Origin of the sequence: Rhizobium sp. ZX09 (genome assembly GCF_017357485.1) — a bacterium.
In the GTDB taxonomy this organism is placed as follows: domain Bacteria; phylum Pseudomonadota; class Alphaproteobacteria; order Rhizobiales; family Rhizobiaceae; genus Agrobacterium; species Agrobacterium pusense.
In genome coordinates this window covers 1,601,470-1,625,805 of the sequence record NZ_CP031363.1, presented here as the reverse complement: position 1 = coordinate 1,625,805, position 24,336 = coordinate 1,601,470, and the positions used below count along the sequence as shown (strand labels likewise).

Here is a 24,336-nt window from a genome sequence, read left to right as displayed (position 1 = left end):
GAAGAAAATTGCCTCAAGGTCACCGCATCAGCCCTTAAGCTTCGCAATCACCAGATGACCGGGTGTCGGATTGCCGTCCTGCATGCGCACATTGATGTCGGTCACTTCAACCACCTCGAAACCGGTCGCCGCCAGTCGTTCGCGGACATAGGTTTCGGCATGGGCGAAACGCTGGTGCGGGCCGACCATGTAGGGGCGCCCGGCCATGATTTCTTCGGGCAGGGTCTCCGACGAGAAGATCAGCAGGCCGCCGGCATTGAGGTTTTCGGCAGCGCCGAAAAACAGCGGTTCCAGCGCGCCGAGATAGGGCAACACATCGGTGGCGGTGATGATGTCGAAGGGCTCGTCGTCATTGTCCTCAAGGAAATCCTCAACTTCGGCGACATAGAGCGTCTCGTAGAGGTCCTTCTCATGAGCGATCTCGACCATGTTTTCGGAAATATCGATGCCGGTGATGTCGTCAGCCATATCGCGCAGCGCTTCACCGGTGAGGCCGGTGCCGCAGCCGAGATCGAGCAGGCGTTTGAAAGGGCCGAGATTGAGCGTCTGCAGCCGCTGGCGCACCATCATGGGGACGGCGTAACCCAGTTGCTCGACAAGAATATCCTCGAAGGCTTCGGCATGCTGGTCGAACAGGGTTTCGACATAGGCGTCGGGCGCTTTGGAAGGCTGTTCGCCGCGGCCCATGGCGGCAATGCGCACGGCTGCGCCACCGTGGTCTTCCGGATCGATGGCGAGGACCTCCTCATAGGCCTTCACCGCCGCGTCCACATCACCGGCCTTTTCAAGCGCGAGTGCGCGGTTATAGGCCTCGGCGAGCGCCTCTTCGTCGATCTTCTGGTTCTTGGTCATCGTGCCTTATCCGTCAGCGTCTTCAATTGACGTTTGCTGTAAGCCGCATCGGGGACCGGCGCAATGTTTATGTGGCGTGAGGGCTCAGTGGAGGATGAACTCCCCTTTGAGCGCGCGCCATTCCTGCGCCGAGATAACCTGCCGGTGCACATAGCGGACGGAGTGCAGGGGGCCGTCGAGCTTTTCCTGCCAGAACTTGAGGAAGCCGTGCATTTCAGGAAAATCGGGGGCCAGATCGTAATTCTGCCAGACATAGGTCTGGAGAACCAGAGGATGGTCTGGCAGGCGGTAGAATATCTGGGCGGTGGTGAGGCCATAGCCTCGCAGCATCATTTCCATGTCCTTGTTCATGGTGGCGGTTCCCATATCGATGATGACCGATCACAGCGTTGCCGCTGTATCTTAGATGGGAACACGGCAGGGTTAACCCAACCTTGCCAAAAGAATGGATGCGTCACAAATTTGTTATACTTTTCAAAGTGTTGGCAGTACTCATTGATGAGTGCTGCCAACGTTGGGCTCAGCGCTTGAGGTGACGGGTCAAGCGGGCCTCCAGCCAGGCCCAGACATGGCGCAGCGTCTCGACGATCGTGAGGTAAAAGATCGCAGCCCAGAGATAGGCCTGATAATCGAAGGTGCGGGAAAAGGCGTAACGGGTCTGGCCCATCAGGTCGAAGACGGTGACGATGGAGACCACCGCCGAACCCTTGATCATCAGGATGATCTCGTTGCCATAGGGGCGCAAAGCGACGATCAGCGCCTGCGGCAGTATGATCTTTCGGAAGGTGATGAACTTGGAAATACCGAGCGACGCCGCCCCTTCGTGCTGGCCGCGCGGCACACTCTGGATCGCTCCGCGCAGGATCTCCGCCTGATAGGCGGCGGTGTTGAGCGTCAGCGACAGGAGGCCGCAATACCAGGCTTCGCGGAAGAACCACCAGAGATCAACGGCTTCCAGCGCCGGGCGAAAGCTGCCGAGACCGTAATAGATCAGGAAAAGCTGCGCCAGGAGCGGCGTGCTGCGGAAGACATAGACGTAGGCATAAGCGAGCGCGCCAATGACGCGATTTTCAGACATGCGGGCGAAAGCGATCGGCACGGACAGGATGGCGCCGAGAATGATCGAGCTGCCGACCAGCGTGATTGTGGTGATGAGGCCATCGATATAACGGGGCCCATACCGTTCAAATTTGTCCCAATCCCAACCCTCGATCATCGCAAATAACAGCCCGGCGGCGAGAAGCAGCCAGAGCGTAATGACAGCGATGCCGACGACACGGGAGATGTTCAGCGGTTTGTCCGCAACGATGGGCGCTGGGCGTGGCGGAATGAGTTCCTTGATATGGCTCATCGTCTGGCCTCCGACTTGCGCGACCAGCGATCTATGAAACCGATGCCGATGGATGAGAGGAGCGCGAGAATGAGGTAAAGCAGGCAGGCGATGCCGTAGAAAAAGAAGGCTTCCTTGCTGACGCGGGCGGCGATGCCGGTCTGGCGGATGATATCGGCAAGGCCGATGATCGATACGTAGGACGTGTCTTTCAGCAGGATGACCCACAGGTTGGTCATGCCGGGAAGGGCGATCCGCACCAGCTGCGGAATGATGATGAGCACCATGGTGCGGCTGCGGGAAAGTCCGAGTGCGTCACCCGCCTCATATTGCCCTTTCGGTATGGCCTTGAAGGCCGAGAGAAGCACCTCAGACGCATAGGATGAAAACACCACCGAAAGCGCCACCATGCCGGCAACGAAGGCGTTGATTTCGATGGGGCCGGTAATGCCGATGTAACCTGCCACGGATTGCAGCAGCATCTGGATGCCGTAATAGACGATGAAGAGCGTCAGCAGTTCGGGTAGGCCACGAAAGATGGTGGTATAGATTCCGGCGGCCAGCCGAAGCGATTTTTCTTCCGATTGCGCGGCGAGCGCGATCAGGAAGCCGATCAATAGCCCGACTGGCAGGGTGGCAAGCGCCAGCGAGATCGTGACCTTGACGCCGAAAGCGATTTCATCGCCCCAGCCCGCATCGCCGCAGGCGACGAGAGTGCCGTTTCCGAAAAGCGAGAAGAGACCGACCGGCCCGCAGAAGGGATCGAGAAGTGTCGAGACATAGGTCCAGAACGCACCTATGGCGGAAAATGCTCCGCTCATGCCAATTTTCCCCTGCGGTCTTAAGCCGCCGTGATTGTTATGGTGACGTTTTCAAACAAAAATGGCGGAAGGGCAAGCCTTCCGCCACGAGATTTCAACAGATCGAACCGGCTTACTCGCCGTAAACGTCGAAATCGAAGTATTTTTTGTTGATCTCCTGGTACTTGCCGCTGGCGCGGATGCCGGCAATGGCAGCCGTGAACTTGTCGGCCAGCGCCGTGTCGCCCTTGCGAACGGCAATGCCTGCGCCGTTGCCGTTGATGTCGACGTCGACCTTGAGCGGTGTCAGGATCTTGCAGCACTTGCCGGCATCGGTCTTCAGCCATTCCGACAGCACGACGATATCGTCGATGACGGCGTCGATACGGCCATTGGCGATGTCCAGCTTATATTCGTCTGCGGTCGGATACATCTTCACATCGGAATCCGGGAAGTGTTTTTCAGCGTAGTTGGAGTGGGTGGTGGAGCCCTGTGCGCCGAGCGACTTGCCCTTGAGATCGTCGAGGGACTTGATCGGCGAATCCTTCGGCACGGCGATCGCCGGCGGCGTGTTGTAATATTTCTTGGAGAAGTCGACCTTCTGGAGACGTTCCGGGGTGATCGACATGGACGCGATGATGGCGTCGAACTTCTTGGCCTGAAGGGCGGGGATGATGCCGTCCCAGTCATTGGTGACGAAGGTGCACTCGGCCTTCATTTGTTCGCACAGCGCCTTGGCGATGTCGATATCGAAGCCGGTCAGCGTGCCGTCGGCTTCGAGATTGTTGAAGGGCGGGTAGGCGCCTTCGGTGCCGATGACAATCTTGTCCTGCGCGAGAGCCGCGCCGGAAAAGAGCGAGATGGCGGCAATCGATACGGCTGCGAGCAGACGGGTGGAAATAGGCATTTCGATCCTCTCTTTTGGTCGTTCATCCGCGGTCTGTTGTTGTTTTCAGTGCGGACGTCATGGGCGCCAAGGCGCGGCAGGACGGAGGATACCGCCTGTGGCCTTCAGCGCGGATGTGATTATTCATCCGCTTGGTCAAAAAATGCAACTGCAATATTAGCGACCTTCTTTGTGCCGCAGAGCCTCCACGAAAAGGCCTTGATCTGTTCATTTCCGGTACAGAAGGCTTTGGTCATCATGGGAACCTGAGCGTGTGTAAGGCGTTGAACAGCGCCTGCGTGCCAAGCCGGGCCCACGACGTCGCGTCATTCGCGACCCATAAAATGACGGCAGATGAGGAAGCACTGATGCTGAAAAAGAAAAACACATTGCTGACCGGGGTGGTTTTTCCACTCATGTCTCTCGCGATCGCGGTTGAGCCAGCAGCGGCAGGCTTTGCCGGCGCGGCCCGCGCCCAGGCGCCTGTTTCTCAAACCGCGCCCGGCCAGATAATCCTGGCGCAGGCGGAGCCGGCGCAGGAAAACCCTGAAGAAGAACTGAAGAAGAAGCGTCAGCGCGCCGAAGAGGCGCAACCTGCCGAACCGAAGCGTGAAGAGCGCGCACCGGAGCCCCAGCGCGAGCCGGAGCCCAAGCGCGAAGCGCCGCCGGAACCACAGCAGCGTGAGGCCCGCCCGGAGCCTGCGCCGGACGAGCAGCCGCAGGAGCGTCCCCGCAAGCCTGAACGGGCGCAGGAGCCGCAGGGCGAGGGTGAACAGCGCCCGGCTCGTCAGCGTGAGGCCGCGCCTGAAGCTGCGCCTGCCGAACAGCAGCCGAAGGAACGTCCGCGCAACCCGGAACGGGCCGAGCAGCCTGCAGGCGAGGGCGAACAGCGTCCCGAGCGTCCCCGTAAGGAGCGTGCGAAGGAGCCTGCGGCCGAACAGGAGCCCGCAGCTCGCCCTGAAAATGCCGAGCAGCCGGCCAAGTCCCGTGAGCCGGCACCCGCCAAAAAACCGGCAGTAGAGGAAAAGGCCCCTGAACAGAAAGCCGAACCGGCCGAAAAAGCCGTTCCCGAGAAAAAGCCTGCCGCTCCCGAGCCCGCCGCGAAGGAAGCACCTGTTCCGACAGAAGCGCCGACGCCCGCGCGCCCGCCGGCACCCGAGGCCCAACCAAACCCTGCACCTGGCCGCCAGCCTTCCGAACAGCCGCCGGTAGAAGGTCAGGGTAGAACGGAACCCGCAGCCCCGCTGCCAGGCGCGCCGACCCCGCCGCCCAGCGGTGCGACGACCGGGCAGGCGCCTGCCGGCGAACCGGTGCCGAACCAGGTTGCCGTTCCGCAGACGGAAGCCCCGCCGATGACGAAGGAGGAGCTGGACAAGGCCAAGGCGATCGCCAAGGACCCGTCCAAGACGGCCGACACCGTCATCCTGCCGGTCGACAAGGGGGCTGCCGTTCTCGACAGCGACAAGGAAGTGGAGCGCTCCGGCAACCGCCAGACCCGCGAGGAACGCCGTCGTGAACGCGAACAGGCCGGCGACTTCAAGGTCCCGACCTCCGACGCCGAGGCGCAACGCGCCGGTGCTGCTGAAGGCAAGGCTCCGCCGCCACCCGTAAAGCTGGAAGCCATCACTTCCCAGCAGGGCGAGCGCATCGACCGCCGCCCGCAATATGAGCGGCCGGACGGTGTACGCGAATGGCAGCCGCGCGAGGGTCGTCCGCGTGATCGCGATGGCGATGCGCCGATCATTCTGCAGTTCGGTGACCGCGTCGTCGTTCGTGGCGATGACAACCAGCGCTTCATCCGCGATGGCGGCGAGCCCTATTACGAGCGCCTGCAGGGCGGCCGTGTCCGCGAAACCGTGGAGCGCCGGGATGGCACGCAGGTCGTGACGATCCGCAACCGTTATGGCGACGTGATCCAGCGTTCGCGCATTGACGATCGCGGCCGCGAATATGTGCTGTTCTACGCACCGGAGCTGATGGACGACCCGGACCGCGATTACGTTTATCGCGACCCCGGTCTCGATCTGCCGCCCATGCGTCTGCGCATTCCCGTGACGGACTACATCATCGACACGTCGAGCGATCCGGATCGCGATTATTACCGCTTCCTGGAACAGCCGCCTGTCGAGCCGGTGGAACGTGTCTATTCGCTGGATGAAGTGCGCTATTCGGCTCGCATCCGTGACAAGGTGCGCCGTATCGACCTCGATACGATCACCTTCGCGACCGGCAGCGCTGAAATCCCGATGGCGCAGGCTCGCTCCTTGCGCAAGGTGGCCGACGCAATCAACAAGGCGCTGGAAAAGAACCCGGCGGAAACCTTCCTCATCGAAGGCCATACCGATGCCGTCGGTTCGGATGAAAGCAACCTTGTACTGTCTGACGAGCGCGCTGCCTCCGTCGCCAACGTGCTGACCGATGTTTACGGCATCCCGCCGGAAAACCTCGCGACGCAGGGTTATGGCGAGCGTTACCTGAAAGTCCAGACACTCGGCCCGGAACAGCAGAACCGCCGCGTCACCATCCGCCGCGTGACGCCGCTGGTGAAGCCGGTCGCTCAGAACTGATCGGGTTCAAATAGAAAAACAAGGCCCGGAAGCGAAAGCTCTCCGGGCCTTTTTATTGCTTACGATGTCCCCAGCGCCGAGGCGTTTGGCAGAACTTGATCATCCGCAATCCGTCACCCCGGACCAGATCCGGGGTCCAGCGTGATCAAGTCCTTGATCACGAAAGACTCTTTCACGGCGCAGACGCGCCGCGGCTGGATGCCGGATCTAGTCCGGCATCACGGAGGCGAGGTTTTCGAACCCTGGCGTCACCCGCAAGCTTGAGGATGATCCCAACCCCGACGGTTAGCTCAGCGCCACCGCAATCTCAGCCGCTAATTGCGCGTTGTTGCGAACCAGCGCGATATTGGTTTCGAGGCTGCGACCATCCGTCAGGCGGAAAATGTCACCCAGCAGATACGGCGTGACAGCCTTGCCGGTCACTTCATCCCGCTCGGCGTGCGAGATGGCGCGGTTGATGTAGATTTCCATTTCCTCGCGCGGAATCTCGTCAGCTTCCGGCACAGGATTGGCCACCAGCATGCCGCCATCGATGCCGAGCTGTTCGCGGGTTACCTGGAAGTTGGCGATTGCGGCCGGGCTGTTGAGCGAAAGCGGGCTTGGCAGGCCGGAGGAGCGAGACCAGAAGGCCGGGAATTCTTCCGAACCGAAAGTGACGACGGGTACGCCGTTGGTTTCGAGGACTTCGAGCGTCTTCGGAATATCAAGGATCGCCTTGGCGCCGGCGCAGACGACGATCACTCCGGTCTTTGCAAGCTCCGTCAAATCCGCGGAGATGTCGAAGGTTTCTTCCGCACCCTTGTGCACGCCGCCGATGCCGCCCGTGGCAAACACGCGGATGCCGGCGCGCGCGGCGGCAATCATGGTCGCGGCAACCGTGGTGGCGCCGGTGCGGCGCTCGGCGATCGCAAAGGCGATATCGGCGCGCGACACCTTCATGGCATCCGTGGTCTGGGCCAGGGCCTCGAGCTGATCCTTCTCGAGGCCGATATGCAATGTGCCGTGAATGACGGCGATGGTGGCCGGAACCGCGCCCTGATCACGGATGATCTGCTCGACGCTTTCCGCCATCTCGATATTGCCGGGGTAGGGCATGCCATGAGTGATGATGGTCGATTCAAGCGCGACGATCGGCGCACCGCGCTGCTTGGCGGCGGCGACTTCCTGAGAATAGACGATGGGCAGGAGAGGGGAGATGGGGCGGGTCATTTACTTTGTTCCAGTTCTTAAAAGCGGTTCATGCCAGCATTTCAGCCTGGGGAACAAGCCCCAACATGGCTTCGACACTGTCTTTTGATAGGTCGTGCGCGGTGGCAAAGGGCGATTGCACGGTGATTGCAGCTGCCGCAGCGCCCCGTCTCAGGGCTTCGGCAATCGTCTTTCCTTCGGCAATGGCGGCGAGGTAGCCAGACGCCATGGCGTCGCCCGCACCGGTTACATCCTTCACTTCGCGGATGAGGGGCGGGTGGAGGATTGCTTTTTCATTTCCGTCGAAGGCCACGACTTCGCTGGCGCCGCGGGTGACGACGCCGCCGGAAAGCCCGGCCTTGCGCAGGATATCCGGCCAGTCACGAACGTCAGTGGCCGTCTCGCCGGTGAGCGCGCGCGCTTCCGCCTCGTTCATGAAGAGGATGTTGATATCGCCGAGCGCCGCTTTCAGCTTCACCGCCTTGGCCGGCGAAATGGCTATGGCCGCCAGCGGTTTTTCGCAGGCGCGGGCAACGAGGCCAAGTGCAGTCAGCGTATCCTCGGGCAGGTTGGCGTCGCAGAGCAGGATATCGCTTGCGGTGATGGCCTCCCGGACGGCGCGGACCTTGAGCCGGCGCGGCGTGAAGAGCTTGTAGAGGTCCATATCGGCGAGCGCGATGACGAGGTTGCCGTCACGCTCCAGAATGGCGGTGTAGCTCGGTGTGCGCCGGTCGAGGAAGGTGAACGGCGTGTCCTCCACGCCAGCCTGTCGTGCAGCCTCCGCAACGGCTTCTCCCGTCACGTCGCCGCCCCGCGGCGCGATGATCCTGACTTGAAAGCCGAGCCGGGAGAGATTGCGTGCAGCATTGAAACCGCCGCCGCCCGCCTCTTCCATCCAGGAGCCGGGGTTGCTGGCGCCCGGCGCCGTTTCAGTCTCGATCATGCCGCGCCTGTCGATATGCGCGCCGCCCAGAACGAGTATTTTCTTCACGCTTGCGTTTCCCTCTCTGGCGGATGGTAAGGCCGGACGATTCGGCCTAAACTGACGTCTTCCTGACCTCGCCTCCGGTTTGCGGCAAGGGCCGCGCACAGAAAAACGAAAGCAGAACAAACGACTTATCACTATTTGTTTTCAATATGCTGGCTCAGCCTTGTTAAATGAGAACAAATAGAGTACATACCGTTCCCATACTGCTACATTGCCTGTGCGGCTTCAATAACCTAAAGGTGGTTCGGATGGCACAAAATTCTTTGCGTCTCGTAGAGGATAAATCGGTGGATAAAAGCAAGGCACTGGAAGCGGCGCTCTCCCAGATCGAACGGTCGTTCGGCAAGGGATCGATCATGAAGCTCGGTTCCAATGAAAATGTGGTTGAGGTGGAGACCGTTTCGACGGGTTCGCTCAGCCTGGATATCGCGCTCGGCATCGGCGGACTGCCGAAGGGGCGCATCATTGAAATTTACGGTCCGGAAAGCTCGGGTAAAACGACGCTGGCGCTGCAGACCATTGCGGAAGCCCAGAAGAAGGGCGGCATCTGCGCCTTCGTTGACGCCGAACATGCGCTTGATCCGGTCTATGCGCGCAAGCTTGGCGTGGATCTGCAGAGCCTGCTGATCTCGCAGCCGGATACGGGCGAGCAGGCGCTTGAGATCACCGATACGCTGGTGCGCTCCGGAGCGGTCGACGTTCTCGTGGTCGACTCCGTTGCGGCGCTGACGCCGCGGGCGGAAATTGAAGGTGAGATGGGCGACAGCCTGCCGGGTCTTCAGGCGCGTCTGATGAGCCAGGCGCTGCGCAAGCTGACCGCTTCGATCTCCAAGTCGAAGTGCATGGTCATCTTCATCAACCAGATCCGCATGAAGATCGGCGTCATGTTCGGTTCGCCGGAAACGACAACTGGCGGTAATGCGCTGAAGTTCTACGCTTCCGTTCGCCTCGACATCCGCCGTATCGGCGCTGTCAAGGAACGCGAAGAGGTTGTCGGCAACCAGACCCGCGTCAAGGTCGTCAAGAACAAGATGGCGCCGCCTTTCAAGCAGGTGGAATTCGACATCATGTATGGCGAAGGAGTTTCCAAGACCGGTGAGCTTGTCGACCTCGGCGTAAAAGCCGGTATCGTTGAAAAGTCCGGTGCCTGGTTCTCCTATAACAGCCAGCGTCTGGGGCAGGGGCGTGAAAACGCCAAGACCTTCCTGCGCGACAACCCCGATACGGCAAACGAGATCGAGCTGGCGCTGCGCCAGAACGCTGGCCTGATTGCGGATCGTTTCCTGCAGAATGGCGGTCCTGATTCCGGCGATGACGGCGACGGTGACGAAGGCTGATCCTGCCGTCGAGCTTCAGGCATCCGTTGCCGGATCGCCTGTCTCGATGTGAATCGAATTGAACAAAATGGGCCGTGCGATTTCTGTCGTATGGCCCTTTTTCTTTGTCGGTACGCCTTCGCCGGTCTCCATGGCTGGACAGGGCAGGATGCGGACGATAAAAGCCATTGATTTTGCAATATAGCCATCATTTCCGATGGCGGTGATGGACTCCAGCTGTGAGCGGTGTGTGGGCATGAGCGGTGTAAATGAAATTCGGTCGACCTTCCTCGACTACTTCAAGAAGAACGGACACGAGATTGTGCCCTCCAGCCCGCTGGTGCCGCGCAACGATCCGACGCTGATGTTCACCAATGCCGGCATGGTGCAGTTCAAGAACGTCTTCACCGGTCTGGAAAGCCGTCCTTATTCTACTGCGGCATCCGCGCAGAAATGCGTGCGCGCTGGCGGCAAGCATAACGACCTCGACAATGTCGGTTATACCGCCCGTCACCACACCTTCTTCGAAATGCTCGGCAACTTCTCCTTTGGCGATTATTTCAAGGAAGAGGCGATCACGCACGCCTGGAACCTGATCACCAGGGAATTCGGCATCGACCGCAATCGCCTGCTGGTCACGGTTTATCACACCGACGACGAGGCCTTTAACCTCTGGAAGAAGATCGCCGGTTTCTCCGACGACCGCATCATCCGCATCCCGACCAGCGACAATTTCTGGGCGATGGGCGATACCGGACCCTGCGGCCCCTGTTCCGAAATCTTCTACGACCATGGCGATCATATCTGGGGCGGCCCGCCCGGCTCGCCGGAAGAGGATGGCGACCGCTTTATCGAAATCTGGAACCTCGTCTTCATGCAATATGAGCAGGTGACGAAGGAAGAGCGCATCGACCTGCCGCGCCCGTCGATCGACACCGGCATGGGTCTGGAGCGTATCTCCGCATTGCTGCAGGGCAAGCATGACAATTACGATACGGACCTGTTCCGCGCACTGATCGCCGCTTCCGTCGAAGCGACGGGTGTTCCGGCTGAAGGCGAAAAGCGCGCCAGCCACCGCGTTATCGCCGACCACCTGCGGTCGTCTGCGTTCCTGATCGCCGATGGCGTGCTGCCGTCCAATGAAGGCCGCGGTTATGTTCTGCGCCGCATCATGCGTCGCGCCATGCGCCATGCCGAACTGCTCGGCGCGCGCGAGCCGCTGATCTACAAGCTGCTGCCGTCGCTGGTGCAGCAGATGGGTCGCGCCTATCCGGAACTGGTCCGCGCCGAAGCGCTGATCTCCGAAACCCTGAAGCTTGAGGAAACCCGTTTCCGCAAGACGCTGGAACGCGGCCTGTCGCTGCTGTCGGATGCCACCTCGACCCTGCACAAGGGCGACATGCTGGATGGCGAGACCGCTTTCAAGCTTTACGACACCTATGGTTTCCCGCTCGACCTGACGCAGGACGCACTGCGCGCCCGCGAAATCGGCGTCGATATTTCCGGCTTCACCGATGCCATGGAGCGCCAGAAGGCGGAAGCCCGCTCGCATTGGACCGGTTCCGGCGACAAGGCCACCGAAACGATCTGGTTCGAACTCAAGGAAAAGCTCGGCGCCACCGAGTTCCTCGGTTACGATACGGAAACCGCCGAAGGCGTCGTGCAGGCCATCGTCAAGGACGGCAAGGCTGTCGAAAGCGCTGCGGATGGTGAGACCGTGCAGGTCGTCGTCAACCAGACGCCGTTTTATGGCGAGTCCGGCGGCCAGATGGGCGATACCGGCGTAATCTCCGGCGATAACGGCGCTTTTGCCGTTTCCGACACCCAGAAGCGCGGCGAAGGCCTCTTCGTTCATATGGGCACCGTCTCCAAGGGCGGCCTGAAAGTGGGCGATGCCGTTCAGTTGACGGTCGATCATGACCGCCGCTCGCGTCTGCGCGCCAATCACTCCGCCACCCATTTGCTGCATGAGGCGCTGCGCGAAGTGCTCGGCACCCATGTCGCCCAGAAGGGTTCGCTGGTCGCGCCCGAGCGCCTGCGCTTTGACGTTTCACATCCGAAGCCGATGTCGGCTGAGGAGTTGAAGGTCGTCGAAGAGATGGCCAACGAAATCGTGTTGCAGAACTCGCCTGTCGTCACCCGCCTGATGAGCGTCGATGACGCCATTGCCGAGGGCGCAATGGCGCTGTTCGGCGAAAAATACGGCGACGAGGTTCGTGTTGTCTCCATGGGTACCGGCCTGCATGGCGCAAAGGCCAATCGTCCCTATTCGGTCGAACTTTGCGGCGGCACGCATGTGGGCGCCACCGGTCAGATCGGCCTCATCCGCATTCTCGGTGAAAGCGCCGTGGGTGCGGGCGTGCGACGCCTCGAAGCCGTAACCGGCCAGGGCGCGCTTGCCTATCTCGCGGAACAGGACGAGCGGGTAAAGGCGCTCGCCTCGTCGCTGAAGGTTCAGCCGGGCGATGTTCTGTCGCGCGTTGAAGGCCTGCTGGACGAGCGCAAGAAGCTGGAGCGTGAGCTCGCCGATGCCCGCCGCAAACTCGCCATGGGCGGCGGTTCGGCCGATGCCGGGGCAAGCGACGTCAAGCAGGTCGCGGGCGTCAACTTCCTGGCAAAATCCCTTGCTGGTATCGATGCCAAGGATCTGAAGGGGCTCGCCGATGAGGCCAAGGCCAATCTTGGCTCTGGCGTCGTGCTGCTGATCGCCGTTTCCGAAGATGGCAAGGCAAGCGCTGTCGCCGCCGTGACGGAAGATCTGACGTCCCGTTTCAGCGCCGTCGATATCGTCCGCACTGCTTCCGCCGCACTTGGCGGCAAGGGCGGCGGCGGCCGACCGGACATGGCGCAGGCAGGTGGTCCTGATGGCGCCAAGGCGCAGGAGGCCATCGAAGCGGTTGCCGCGGCGTTGGCGGCCTGATCGACAGAATAAGAGAAGGCGGGATTTTGGCCCGCCTTTTTCTTGTGAATTTCCGTTTGTTGATGGTTTAACGACTATTCTGCGCTCGGCGGCGCCAAGCTCCTAGTGCGTCGCTTTCATATCCTTCGCCGCTTCCTCGTCAAGCTGCGTGGCTCGCTTGAAGGCCGGGCGCTCGGTCAGATGCGACAAGTAGTCGATGAAGGCCGGGCGTTTTTCAATCGTGCCGAATTGCAGGCCCCAGCCAACATGGGCGCCGACATAGACATCGGCGGCGGTGAATAGATCGCCGGCGATGAAGCGGTTCTCGCTGACAGCCCGTTCCAGGGTGTTCATCACATCCGCATAGCTGCCGCAGCCGGCCATGCGCAGCTTGTCGGTCGGCACTTCAAAACCCATTGCCTTCATGCTCGCCGCCATTTCCAGCGGGCCTGCGGCAAAGAACATCCAGCGGTAATAAAGCCCGCGTGACTTGGGTGTGGGCGCAAGGTTCGCGCCGGGAAAGGCGTCAGCCAGATAGGCGCAGATCGCGGCGGCCTCGGTGACGATGGTATCGCCATGTTTGATGGCGGGCACCTTGGCCATCGGATTGATCAGCCGGTAGGCGGGCGATTTCATCGAGGTTTCGAAACGAAGTATCTCGGTTCGATAGGGAACGCCCACTTCCTCGAGCATCCACCGCGCGATGCGCCCGCGCGACATGGGGTTGGTGTAAAAGATCAGTTCACTCATGCTCTTTTGCCTCCCCAAGCAAAATCGTCGAAACATCAGGCGAACCCAAAGGGCTTTCGGCCTGCGTTTCATATTTTTAAAGTCCGCAACATCCCTAGCGTCTTTCCAAGATCGCGTGGATGCTACGATGAACGTTTGACTGTGTCGGGCAAGTTGTGTGCAAGTAGATGCTGTTTAATCTTAGTCTTATTGTCCTGCTGGCCCTGGACACGCAGAATCAAATTCTGCGCTTAGTGCAACCGCTAATCAAGATGCCGTGAACAAAAAGAAATCTGCGTTGTGTCAGAGTTTTTTCTCTTGGCTCAACCAGCCGGCACGTAACGATATTTGTTCGCTATCTGGTTGTCCATTTCGGTTCTATTGAACGAATGCCTCGTCTATACCGTGCAAATAAAAAACCCGGCACTGAGGCCGGGTTTTGACGTCTTGGTAAAGCAGGTTTAGGCAGCCATCGCTTTCTTGAGGTTTTCGTCGATCTTATCGAGGAAGGCGGTGGTGGAGAGCCAGGGCTGATCCGGTCCGATGAGGAGCGCCAGGTCCTTGGTCATGTAGCCGCTTTCGACGGTGTCGACGCAGACGGTCTCGAGCGTTGCCGCGAACTTAGCCAGTTCCGCATTGTCGTCCAGCTTGGCGCGGTGGGCGAGGCCACGGGTCCAGGCGAAGATCGAGGCGATCGAGTTGGTCGAGGTTTCCTGACCCTTCTGGTGCTGGCGGTAGTGGCGCGTGACCGTGCCGTGTGCCGCTTCGGCTTCGACCGTACGGCCATCGGGGGACAGAAGAACCGAGGTCATCAGGCCGAGCGAGCCGAAGCCCTGAGCAACCGTATCCGACTGAACGTCGCCGTCATAGTTCTTGCAGGCCCAGATGTAGCCGCCGGACCACTTCAGCGCGGAAGCGACCATGTCGTCGATGAGGCGGTGCTCATAGGTGATGCCGATTTCGTCGAACTGCTTCTTGAATTCGGTCTGGTAGACTTCTTCGAAGATATCCTTGAAGCGGCCGTCATAGGCCTTGAGGATGGTGTTCTTCGTGGAGAGGTAAACCGGCCACTTGCGCATCAGGCCATAGTTCATGGAGGCGCGGGCGAATTCGCGGATGGATTCGTCAAGGTTATACATGGCAAGAGCCACGCCGGCGCTCGGAGCGTCGAAAACGTCCTTTTCGATAACCTGGCCGTCTTCACCGACGAACTTGATCGTCAGCTTGCCCTTGCCGGGGAATTTGAAATCGGTTGCCTTGTACTGGTCACCGAAAGCGTGGCGGCCAACAACGATCGGCTTCGTCCAGCCCGGAACGAGGCGCGGAACGTTCTTGCAGATGATCGGCTCGCGGAAGATGACGCCGCCCAGAATGTTGCGGATGGTGCCGTTCGGGCTCTTCCACATCTGCTTCAGGCCGAATTCCTCGACGCGCTGCTCATCCGGGGTGATGGTGGCGCACTTGATGCCGACGCCGTGCTTCTTGATGGCGTGGGCCGCGTCAACCGTGACCTGATCGTTGGTGGCGTCGCGGTTTTCAACTGAGAGGTCGTAATATTCGATGTCGAGATCGAGGTATGGCAGGATCAGCTTGTCCTTGATGAGCTGCCAGATGATACGGGTCATTTCGTCGCCGTCGAGATCGACGACTGGATTGGCTACCTTGATCTTTGCCATGAATTCCTCACCTTCGAAGCTGTGGCGCCTGTTGACGCCCATAGTCGGAAAAATATCCGGTGGGGCTATAGCATCGCACGCGCCTGAGGCAAAGCCATGGGGGGCGCTTTTTTGGCGCAGCGCAATAACGCTTTGCGCATTGCCAAACCATAATGCCGGAATACAGTCAGGCGAATCGCTTCGCCCGTCTCTGGGCCTCTACCGGGATCATATCATGCGGAAAATTCTGCTTCTGTCTGCCGCCGCCCTCTTTTCCCACGCCGCCCTCGCCGCCGGTCCCACCGATCCCGTCCAGAAGGTGATGGACATCACCGTCAAGAACTGGTCCGGCGATGCGGAAAACTGGAAATACATATTCGACGAGGACATGCTGACGAGCCTCTTCAGCAAGGAGTTCGTCGCGCAATACCGCGAAGCCTCCAAGAAGCCGGCTTACGAGGCCGAAAGCGGCGAGAAGGGCGATCCATTCGGTTATGATGTCGTGACCAACTCGCAGGATGGCTGCCCGCTGCAGGATGTGTCCGTGACGGCGGGCGCGGTGAAGGATGGCGTGACTGACGTGACGGCCAAATTCAAGCTCTGGGCCTGCATGGATGAGGCGGAGATGAAGGCGACCGTGGACGAGGTGCATTTCGATGTGATCGAGGAGGAGGGGCGGCCTGTCATCAGCGACATTCACCGGGTTGGCGACGAAGGCCGGGACTCGCTGCGTCAGGAGATGGCGAACATCATCAAGGGGGAGTAATGGGTCCCGTTTGAGCCGGTGGAGAGTGATGCGAGGTTTTCGCCACACTCCCCGTCATCCTCGAGCTTGGCCAGAGGATCCATTGATTTCAACGGGTTGTGGATCCTCGGTTCAAGCCCGAGGATGACGGGGTAGCGGTGTTGCTCTCATCTCCAGCAAAGCCGAGCGGGTGTGCGCTCTATCCGACTTTGATTTTAGCGGCAATCTGTGCCAGTGAAGCGCGCTTTACGGTATCGGCGTCAAAGTCTATGCCGCGCTTCTAAAAAAAACGGACAAACAACGATGGCAGGCACAAACAGCGAGCTTGAACTTCTGGCGGAAGGCCCGGCGATCATTCTGGTCGAACCGCAGCTCGGCGAAAATATCGGCATGGTGGCGCGGGCGATGGCCAATTTCGGGCTCGCCGAGCTGCGCCTCGTCAACCCGCGTGATGGCTGGCCAAGCGAAAAGGCGCGCTCCGCCGCTTCCAAGGCCGATCACGTCATCGACGCGACGACGGTGTTCGATACGCTGGAAGAGGCGATCAAGGATCTCAATTTCGTTTATGCCACGACCGCGCGCGAGCGTTATGGGTTCAAGCCGGTACGATCGCCAGTCACTGCGGCCGATACGCTCAGGGCAAAATTCAAGGCGGGCGAAAAGACAGGCATCCTGTTTGGTCGTGAACGCTGGGGCCTCACCAATGAGGAAGTGGCGTTGGCCGATGAGATCGTGACATTTCCGGTCAACCCCGCCTTTGCATCGCTCAATATTGCGCAGGCCGTGCTCCTGATGTCCTATGAGTGGATGAAGTCAGGCATGGACGATCTGGGCGAGACGCTTTTCCAGTCCGTCGAGCAGCGGCCTTCGACCAAGGAGCAGGTTTTTGGCCTGTTCGAACATCTCGAGGAAGCGCTGGATGCGCGCGGTTATTTCCATCCCGCTGAAAAAAAGCCGAAAATGGTCGACAATCTGCGTGCCGTGCTGTCGAGACGCGGTTTTTCCGAGCAGGAAATCAGTGTTTTCCGCGGCGTGATCAATTCGCTCGACCGTTTTCCCCGGCAGTGGCCGAAGCAGGCCGGTCGGGCAACGGGGCCATCGGCCGAGGGAGCAGGGGAGAATGCTGAAGACGAGTGAGGCGGCCACCGACGTGCTGAAGCCGGTGCTGGTGTTCGATTCCGGCATTGGCGGGCTGACTGTGCTGCGCGAAGCGCGCGTGCTGATGCCCGAGCGCGGCTTCATCTATGTGGCCGACGACGCCGGTTTTCCCTATGGAGGCTGGGAGGAGGAGGCGCTCAGGGCGCGCATTCTCTCGCTTTTTGAAAAACTGCTGCAGGATTTCAGCCCGGAAGTCTGCGTCATTGCCTGCAATACCGCCTTCACGCTTGCCGGTGCCGATCTGCGTGCCCGGTTTCCGCAGATGACCTTTGTCGGAACAGTACCCGCCATCAAACCGGCGGCGGAGCGCACCCGTTCCGGCCTCGTCTCCGTTCTGGCGACGCCCGGCACCGTCAAGCGTGCCTATACGCGCGATCTCATCCAGTCCTTCGCGACGCAATGCCATGTCCGCCTTGTCGGCTCGGAAAACCTTGCGCGCATGGCCGAAAGCTGGATCAGGGGGGAGCCGGTGTCGGAGGAGGCGGTGCTTGCCGAAATCGAACCCTGTTTTATCGAAAGCGATGGAAAACGCACCGATATCGTCGTTCTCGCCTGCACCCACTATCCTTTCATGGCCAACGTGTTTCGCCGTCTGGCCCCCTGGCCGGTAGACTGGCTCGATCCCGCCGAGGCAATTGCAAGACGTGCCCGTCATCTGGTGCCGATGCCCCAGGATGCCGAACACCCCGATGGATTCGACTTCGCCGTCTTCACATCAGGCAAGCCGGACTTTGCCACGCGGCGGCTGATGCAGGGTTTTGGCCTCAGCGTCTCCGTGTCCTGATTTCCCTTCCATGAGTCTGTTGCATTTTTGCATCTTTTTTGCGACTCTTTACAATTCGAGATTGCGACCTCTTGTCGCGCCGGATTTCCTGTGTAAGGTGTTTCTCGTCTGTAACCGCTATAAATGGAGGCGTGGAATGACCAATGACATGAATATGCGCCTTAACGGCATGTCTGGCCTTTCCGGCATGAATATCGGCGGTTATGGGATGCGAGGCATCTCCCTCCGATAAGGCTTAGGCCTGATTTCCCTGCCGTTTGGCGTTTTCATTTCGTTCGACATGTGACCTGCGCGTTTGTGCGGCATCATTGCTGTGCCCGTCGTTTCGTCCTGTCGTTTTTCATCGATAAAGGACCTGGCCGCTTTGCCGCGCCGGGATGGATTTCCCATGCAAAAAAATCAACCACTGGTAGCATATGCGCTGCCGGATGCGGTGGACCGTCTGTTCGTCACATTCGGCGTCTGGAAAACTCTCAAAGCGGTTCTCATTGCCGCTGTCGTGCCCCGCGCGCCACCAACTGACCCTGCCGATCTGCCAGAGCGCCTTCTGGTCGATATCGGCCTCGACCCTTCGCGCGTGAAGAGGCGGCCCGATTGGGAAAAGCCCTACTGGGCGCCGCGGTTTTGACAATGGTGGCCTCTTCCGCACGCACATGCGGGAGAGGCCGGTCCCAGTTTGACCGCGGATTACGGAGAAACTCGTACCGGGACGTTTCCCGGGGGCATTAGGAGAGAGCTGCACAGCTCGTACAATCCGGCTTGAAGCAAAACATTTTCCGTGGCTTGCTCAAGACTCGGGATAGAGGAGATTCATCATGCCATTGGAAAACTGGCTGGCCTTCGTGGCCGCGTCCGCCATCATGCTTGCCATTCCAGGACCGACGATCCTGCTGGTCATTTCTTATGCGCTGGGCCATGGCCGCAAGGCGAGCACGGCAACGGTGACAGGCGTGGCGCTCGGCGATTTCACCGCCATGACGGCCTCGATGTTGGGGCTTGGGGCGCTGCTCGCCACATCCGCAGCGCTTTTTACCGGGCTGAAATGGATCGGTGCGGCTTACCTCATCTATCTCGGCATCAAGCTGTGGCGTTCGCCGGTTGGTGGCGATGGTACTGATGGAACCGGCGTGACGGGTCGGGAAAGACCGCTCAAAATCTTCCTGCATGCCTATATCGTTACCGCGCTTAACCCGAAGAGCATCGTGTTCTTCGTGGCCTTTTTGCCGCAGTTTCTGGTGCCGACATTGCCGTTCTGGCCGCAGGTGCTGATTTTCGAGGCGACGTTCCTTGTGCTTGCCACTGTCAACGCGGCGCTTTATGGACTCCTGGCAAGTGCCGCCCGTAATACGATCCGCAAGCCGAAGGTTCAGCGGATTGTCAACCGCACGGGCGGTGGCCTCCTGATCGGCGCTGGTCTCGTTGCCTTTGGCTGGAAGAGGGCGGCCAGCGTATGACGCCCTCCATCGACTGACATTCGGACATAATAAAATGGCATTGCCGCATATACTTCTGGCCCTGGTTACCGTGTTCTTGTGGGGCTTCAACTTCGTTGTCATCAAGATCGGCGTCAACGATATGCCGCCGCTGTTTTTGACGGGGGTTCGTTATCTCTTTGCGGCAGTGCCACTGGTGTTTTTCCTGCCCAGGCCCAATGTGCCCTGGCGGCATATGATCGTTTACGGCATGGCCATGGGTTTTGTGCAGTTCGGCCTGCTTTATCCGGCCATCAAGCTCGGGCTGCCAGCGGGGCTTGCTTCGCTCGTCATGCAGTCGCAGGCCTTTTTCACGCTGGCGCTTGCCGTGGTGTTCCTCGGGGAACGGCCGTTGCCGTCGCAAATCCTCGGTGCAATCATCGCTTTTGGCGGGCTTGCGGTCATCGGCGTCGAGCGCATGACGGCGGCGGCGCTGGTGCCGCTTCTGATGGGCGTCGGTTCCGCCATTGCCTGGGCCTGCGGTAACATCGTCAATCGCCGCATCGGCCAGGTCAATGCGGTCTCCTTCGTTGCCTGGACGAGCCTTGTGCCTGTTCTGCCGTTGATCCTGCTTTCGCTCGTGGTGGAGGGTCCTCAGGCGATAGTCGGTGGGGTGGTCAATGCGACGCCGACCATGGCGTTCGTGGTGATCTATATGGCCTATGGTGCGACAATCGTCGGCGCTGGTATCTGGAGTTATCTGCTTCTGCGGTATCCGGCTGGAACGGTGGCGCCGTTTTCTCTGCTGGTGCCCGTCGTTGGCTTCATCAGCGCCTATCTCGCTTTTGCGGAACATATCACAGTCTTCGAAGTGGCCGGCGCAGCGCTCGTGATTCTCGGGCTGGCGCTCAATGTCTTCGGGCGGCGTATTGCCTTTGCCCGCGCCTGGCGCCGTCCTGCTTAGGCCGGAACGCAAATGCCTGTGCATTACCGGCACGGGCGAGACGCAATCGACGATTTTTTGGTAAAGAGCATGTTCGGCCGCCCCGAGGGGAATCGGCCGGATCTGAGGCAGTACGAGGAACGGAACATTGCAGGTCGGCATCGACATGGGAACTCTATCGGGCGGGCAGCAGGCCAAGCTCGATATTGAAGAATTGCTTGCGACGCGTTTGCTGGTGCAGGGCAATTCCGGTTCCGGCAAGTCGCATCTGCTGCGCCGGCTGCTCGAGCAATCGGCGCCATGGGTGCAGCAGGTCATCATCGATCCCGAGGGTGATTTCGTCACGCTATCAGACAGATTCGGCCATGTTGTGGTGGATGGCGAGCGCACGGAAGCCGAGCTCGCGGGCATCGCCAACCGCATTCGCCAGCACCGCGTCTCCTGCGTGCTGACGCTGGAAGGTCTCGATATCGAACAGCAGATGCGGGCGGCCGCTGCTTTCCTCAATGGCCTGTTCGATGCCGATCGCGAATTCTGGTATCCGGTGCTTGTGGTGGTGGATGAAGCGCAGATGTTTGCGCCGTCGGTTGCCGGTGAAGTCACGGAAGATGCACGCAAGGCTTCGCTTGGCGCGATGACCAATCTGATGTGCCGTGGCCGTAAGCGTGGTCTTGCCGGCGTCATCGCCACGCAGCGACTGGCCAAGCTTGCCAAGAACGTGGCCGCGGAAGCGTCCAACTTCCTGATGGGCCGTACCTTCCTCGATATCGATATGGCGCGCGCTGCCGATCTGCTCGGCATGGACCGGCGGCAGGCGGAAATGTTCCGCGATCTTCAGCGCGGCAATTTCGTGGCGCTCGGCCCGGCGCTTTCGCGCCGTCCGCTGCCCATCGTCATCGGGGCGGTGGAAACCTCGGCGCGCTCCTCTTCACCGAAGCTGATGCCGCTGCCGGATGCGCCGCAGGATGTTGAAGACCTGATTTTCACGCCGGACCCGGAAGAATTCACGCGTCCCGCAGTTCGTCGCACACCGCCGGCTCCGCGTCCAACAACGGATATTCTGGCTGAATTGTCCCGGTCTACTCCCGCGGCCGTCGGTCCAGCACCGGAGCAGTCGCCTCGTGCGGGCCAGCCGGAAATAACGCCCGAGGAGCGCGAGGAAAAGATTTCAGCGGTTCTCGTCGAAATTCTCGATGACCCTCAATCCGCCTATCGTACCGACGCCGTGCTGTATCAGGATTTCCTGGTGCGCGCCCGCATGCGCCGCATTCCCGGCACGCCGATGACGCTGGCGGAGTTCCGCCGGCAGGTGGCGATTGCCCGTTCAGGCGTTGATGCCGCAATGGCGGCAAGCGAAGGCTGGGAGAAGGCGCTGGAATTGTCGATGTCGGTTTCCGATGACCTGCAGGGCGTTTTCCTGCTGCTCGTCAAGGCAGCGCTCGGCGAGGAACCTTGCCCGTCCGATGCCCGAATTGCCCGCGCCTACGGCACCCATTCCGCCCGCCGCGCACGGCGTCTCCTTAGTTATTTCGAGGAGAAGGAGCTTGTGGTGGTGCATGCCGATTTCTCCGGCAAGCGTATCGTGGCATTTCCCGATCTCGACGCAAAAACCGCGCCCGGCGATGCGGATGCGGCTGAGGATGATGCAAGGCTGGCGGCGGAGTAATCACCAATCTGCAAAAAGCCGCACTGCGGAGCCGATTGTCGTGTAGAGACCCACAAGGCTGAGGGCCAGGAGGCAAACCAAAGAGACGATCGCCAGTATCGAGGTCATGCGATGCGACCGTTGACAGGGACGAGCGTCGACATCAGTTTGTATTGGAACGATGTGGGAGAGTTGCGCCGCAGTCCATCCGCTGCGTTCGAATTCCGGCGAAGCGACAAATTCCGCAAGATGCCGTTGCCGTCTCATGGAAGAGGGCAACCGCGCCAGAAAGCGTTGCGGTTCGCGCCTGTCATTTCTTGAGAGGAAGATATCGATCGCTTCCCGGAAGCGCTCGTCCCTTGCGCCCGAGCAGAACAACATACGCCCCGCTTCGATGAGATCGTTCATCTCAAGCAGCACTTCGCCATATTTTTGAAAGAGCGCCAGATCGACTTCGGGATGGCTGAGCCTTTCTTGAAGTATTTCCTTCGCTCGCCAAAGCTTCTTCTCAGAAATTGCCTGGTCGATCGATTCAAATTTCATATTTTGCACTTATAAATTTCGAAATAAAGACGTCTATGTCGAGATAATATACCGTAGTAGGATACGCATAATTATCGATTTAAATCCCAGGTGAACTATCGACCAATCAACGATCAGGATTCAAGTCAGGATGTATTTCAATCAAGGGAAATATAAGGTCTCTTGCAACATATCCCATTAAATCATTTGCTGATTTATTGAGTGTCAATTTAATTTTTTCATCAGATATTTTTTCTATGCATTCGAACATTTCCCCCAGAATTGTGTCAATGGACATTGATAATTCTATTATTGATTTTGCGATATCCTTTTCTATTCTTGCCTCAAAGAAATATAGTTTATTTAAACTGCTTCAAGATATTTTATCAGGTTTTTTCCAATAATTGCGAAAAAGTACGTGACGCGTCGCGGTAATATTTCATCTCAATAAAGTAACCAAGGAGAATAGTTCTTAAAAATTTTACGAAGGAGGCAGCTTTTCTGCCTCCTTCGCGCGTGTAATTACTCGATGGCCTTCGCTTCCTTGCGTGTCGCGATCAGCGAACCGACGACGCCGGTGACGAGAATGGCGACGGTGACGCCGAGCGAAACAGCCGGCGGGATCTTGGCGATGCCGAGCATGTCGGCCACGAAAATCTTGGAACCGACAAAGACCAGAACCGCAGCCAATGCATATTTCAGATAGGCGAAGCGGTGGATCAGGGCGGCAAGCGCAAAATAGAGGGCGCGCAGGCCGAGGATCGCGAAGATGTTCGAGGTATAGACGATAAAGGGATCGGTGGTGATCGCGAAGATCGCCGGGATCGAATCGACGGCAAAGATGAGGTCGGCGATTTCGACCATGATGAGCGCCAGGAAGAGCGGCGTCACGAAGGTCTTCAGTTTTCCGGTTGTCTCATCGGTTTCCTTGACGAAGAACTTTTCGCCATGCAGCCTGTTTGTCACCGGCAGGTGACTGCGCAGGAATTTCAGGATGCGGTTGTTGCCGATGTCGTTCTCGTCATGGTCGGAGGAAAACAGCATCTTGAGGCCGGTAAAGACGAGGAAGGCCGCAAAGAGGTAAAGCACCCAGTGGAAGTTTTCGACGATGGCCGCGCCGCCGGCAATCATGATGCCGCGCAGGACGATAACGCCGAGGATACCCCAGAGCAGCACGCGGTGCTGGTATTGGCGCGGAATGGCAAAATAGGAGAAGATCATGGCGATGATGAAGATATTGTCCATCGCCAGGCTTTTTTCGACCACGAAGCCCGTGACATATTCCATGGCGGACTGCTGGCCGGACTGATACCAAATCCAGCCACCAAAGGCGAGGCCGATGGCAATATAGAAGCCTGACATCAGCAGGCTTTCACGAACGCCGATTTCCTTGGAATTCTTATGAAGTACGCCGAGATCGAGCGCGAGCAGGCCAAGGACAAGAGAAATAAAGACACCCCACATCCAGGTGGGTGTGCCGAGAAAATCCGATAGAAGAAAGTCCATCAGTCAACCTTTAGCCGGACGAGGTTGGCTTTACGGATGGGGAACGTGTGTCAAGAATATACGTGGGCCCCAACCTTAACAAACTCGACATCACGTGTTGTCCGGTAACACGCCAGAGGGGCCCGAGTTCTGATCACGATGGAGAGATGGGTGGGCGCTTTTGCTTTTCAAGGGCAGGCTTTAGAAAAAAGCGAAAGGCCTTGTTTGACAAAACCGTGAAAGCTCTGTAGAAGCCGCCCCAACGCCGGGCAGTGATGTCCGGTGTGTTTTGTTGACTGCCCTGCAGTTTAAGAACTGACGTTCGGCGGTCAATATCACCGACATGTCCCGTGGTTTCTCCATTCGCATGTGAGAAGCCTGTCAGAGGCCCTGCAACGGGCCTCAGAGGAGGGCGTGTTTCCTTAACCCGGT

Annotated in this window: 23 protein-coding genes; 10 read left to right on the top strand and 13 right to left on the bottom strand. The window is 59.3% G+C overall.

The features are described 5' to 3' along the window. Positions 1-27 precede the first annotated feature (27 nt). From BTN45_RS08120 to BTN45_RS08100, 5 genes are all read right to left on the bottom strand, one after another. Positions 28-852: a class I SAM-dependent methyltransferase gene (locus BTN45_RS08120; RefSeq protein ID WP_022556507.1), complete on the bottom strand. Its 825-nt coding sequence runs from the start codon at positions 850-852 to the stop codon at positions 28-30. Positions 853-936: 84 nt separating this feature from the next. Beyond that, the gene (locus BTN45_RS08115) at positions 937-1,203 is read right to left on the bottom strand and encodes an usg protein (protein WP_004442513.1); all 267 of its coding nucleotides are present in this window, start codon (positions 1,201-1,203) and stop codon (positions 937-939) included. Between the two features lie 169 nt (positions 1,204-1,372). Next, positions 1,373-2,203 carry an ABC transporter permease gene (locus BTN45_RS08110; RefSeq protein ID WP_112766794.1) on the bottom strand — a complete coding sequence of 277 codons (831 nt, stop codon included), beginning with the start codon at positions 2,201-2,203 and terminating at the stop codon, positions 1,373-1,375. Beyond that, positions 2,200-3,003, bottom strand: a complete 804-nt coding sequence (locus tag BTN45_RS08105; protein ID WP_022556506.1) for an ABC transporter permease — start codon at positions 3,001-3,003, stop codon at positions 2,200-2,202. The genes BTN45_RS08110 and BTN45_RS08105 overlap by 4 nt, the downstream gene beginning before the upstream one ends. 112 nt (positions 3,004-3,115) lie before the next feature. Next, a complete protein-coding gene (locus tag BTN45_RS08100; protein ID WP_004442506.1) occupies positions 3,116-3,889 on the bottom strand; it encodes an ABC transporter substrate-binding protein in 774 nt (257 codons plus the stop codon). 347 nt (positions 3,890-4,236) lie between these two features. Between BTN45_RS08100 and BTN45_RS08095 the strand changes: the two genes are divergently transcribed. Continuing rightward, the gene (locus BTN45_RS08095; RefSeq protein WP_113380348.1) at positions 4,237-6,435 is read left to right on the top strand and encodes an OmpA family protein; all 2,199 of its coding nucleotides are present in this window, start codon (positions 4,237-4,239) and stop codon (positions 6,433-6,435) included. A 285-nt stretch (positions 6,436-6,720) separates the two neighbouring features. Here BTN45_RS08095 and BTN45_RS08090 read toward each other — a convergent pair whose 3' ends face one another. Both BTN45_RS08090 and BTN45_RS08085 read right to left on the bottom strand, forming a co-directional pair. After that, positions 6,721-7,644, bottom strand: coding sequence for a pseudouridine-5'-phosphate glycosidase (locus BTN45_RS08090; protein ID WP_004442502.1), 924 nt, complete (start codon positions 7,642-7,644; stop codon positions 6,721-6,723). Between the two features lie 28 nt (positions 7,645-7,672). Continuing rightward, the gene (locus tag BTN45_RS08085; RefSeq protein WP_207587148.1) at positions 7,673-8,614 is read right to left on the bottom strand and encodes a carbohydrate kinase family protein; all 942 of its coding nucleotides are present in this window, start codon (positions 8,612-8,614) and stop codon (positions 7,673-7,675) included. 245 nt (positions 8,615-8,859) lie between these two features. Between BTN45_RS08085 and recA the strand changes: the two genes are divergently transcribed. Then, on the top strand, positions 8,860-9,948 hold the full coding sequence (recA, locus tag BTN45_RS08080; protein ID WP_004442498.1) for a recombinase RecA: 1,089 nt from the start codon (positions 8,860-8,862) through the stop codon (positions 9,946-9,948). Positions 9,949-9,963: 15 nt separating this feature from the next. Here recA and BTN45_RS08075 read toward each other — a convergent pair whose 3' ends face one another. Next, positions 9,964-10,185 carry a hypothetical protein gene (locus BTN45_RS08075; RefSeq protein ID WP_006698766.1) on the bottom strand — a complete coding sequence of 74 codons (222 nt, stop codon included), beginning with the start codon at positions 10,183-10,185 and terminating at the stop codon, positions 9,964-9,966. Here BTN45_RS08075 and alaS point away from each other — a divergent pair. Further along, a complete protein-coding gene (alaS, locus tag BTN45_RS08070) occupies positions 10,184-12,847 on the top strand; it encodes an alanine--tRNA ligase (protein ID WP_207587146.1) in 2,664 nt (887 codons plus the stop codon). The two genes, BTN45_RS08075 and alaS, sit on opposite strands and share 2 nt — an antisense overlap. Positions 12,848-12,949: 102 nt before the next feature. Here the strand turns inward: alaS and BTN45_RS08065 are convergent, their stop codons facing one another. Then, positions 12,950-13,576, bottom strand: coding sequence for a glutathione S-transferase family protein (locus BTN45_RS08065; RefSeq protein ID WP_207587144.1), 627 nt, complete (start codon positions 13,574-13,576; stop codon positions 12,950-12,952). A 440-nt stretch (positions 13,577-14,016) separates the two neighbouring features. After that, positions 14,017-15,231 (bottom strand): NADP-dependent isocitrate dehydrogenase, encoded by a 1,215-nt coding sequence (locus BTN45_RS08060; protein WP_035210117.1) that lies wholly within the window; start codon positions 15,229-15,231, stop codon positions 14,017-14,019. A 214-nt stretch (positions 15,232-15,445) separates the two neighbouring features. Between BTN45_RS08060 and BTN45_RS08055 the strand changes: the two genes are divergently transcribed. The 7 genes from BTN45_RS08055 to BTN45_RS08025 all read left to right on the top strand — a co-directional run bounded on the left by BTN45_RS08055 (position 15,446) and on the right by BTN45_RS08025 (position 21,918). Then, positions 15,446-15,976, top strand: coding sequence for a hypothetical protein (locus BTN45_RS08055; RefSeq protein ID WP_207587142.1), 531 nt, complete (start codon positions 15,446-15,448; stop codon positions 15,974-15,976). 282 nt (positions 15,977-16,258) lie between these two features. Beyond that, positions 16,259-17,092: an RNA methyltransferase gene (locus BTN45_RS08050; RefSeq protein WP_004442488.1), complete on the top strand. Its 834-nt coding sequence runs from the start codon at positions 16,259-16,261 to the stop codon at positions 17,090-17,092. Further along, entirely contained in the window at positions 17,076-17,897 is an 822-nt protein-coding gene (murI, locus tag BTN45_RS08045) for a glutamate racemase (RefSeq protein WP_004442486.1), read from the top strand. Before BTN45_RS08050 ends, murI begins: the two co-directional genes overlap by 17 nt. Positions 17,898-18,285: 388 nt before the next feature. Next, positions 18,286-18,525 (top strand): hypothetical protein, encoded by a 240-nt coding sequence (locus BTN45_RS08040; protein WP_207587140.1) that lies wholly within the window; start codon positions 18,286-18,288, stop codon positions 18,523-18,525. A 187-nt stretch (positions 18,526-18,712) separates the two neighbouring features. Then, a complete protein-coding gene (locus tag BTN45_RS08035) occupies positions 18,713-19,351 on the top strand; it encodes a LysE family translocator (RefSeq protein ID WP_045533800.1) in 639 nt (212 codons plus the stop codon). Between the two features lie 34 nt (positions 19,352-19,385). Next, a complete protein-coding gene (locus tag BTN45_RS08030; protein ID WP_207587138.1) occupies positions 19,386-20,273 on the top strand; it encodes an EamA family transporter in 888 nt (295 codons plus the stop codon). Positions 20,274-20,400: 127 nt separating this feature from the next. Then, on the top strand, positions 20,401-21,918 hold the full coding sequence (locus tag BTN45_RS08025) for an ATP-binding protein (protein WP_207587135.1): 1,518 nt from the start codon (positions 20,401-20,403) through the stop codon (positions 21,916-21,918). On the opposite strand, the gene BTN45_RS08020 is transcribed toward BTN45_RS08025, so the two are convergent. From BTN45_RS08020 to BTN45_RS08010, 3 genes are all read right to left on the bottom strand, one after another. Beyond that, a complete protein-coding gene (locus BTN45_RS08020) occupies positions 21,919-22,440 on the bottom strand; it encodes a hypothetical protein (RefSeq protein ID WP_207589687.1) in 522 nt (173 codons plus the stop codon). A gap of 106 nt (positions 22,441-22,546) precedes the next feature. After that, positions 22,547-22,717, bottom strand: coding sequence for a hypothetical protein (locus tag BTN45_RS08015; RefSeq protein WP_207587133.1), 171 nt, complete (start codon positions 22,715-22,717; stop codon positions 22,547-22,549). Positions 22,718-22,941: 224 nt separating this feature from the next. Continuing rightward, positions 22,942-23,925 carry a TerC family protein gene (locus tag BTN45_RS08010; protein WP_004442467.1) on the bottom strand — a complete coding sequence of 328 codons (984 nt, stop codon included), beginning with the start codon at positions 23,923-23,925 and terminating at the stop codon, positions 22,942-22,944. Positions 23,926-24,336 lie beyond the last annotated feature (411 nt).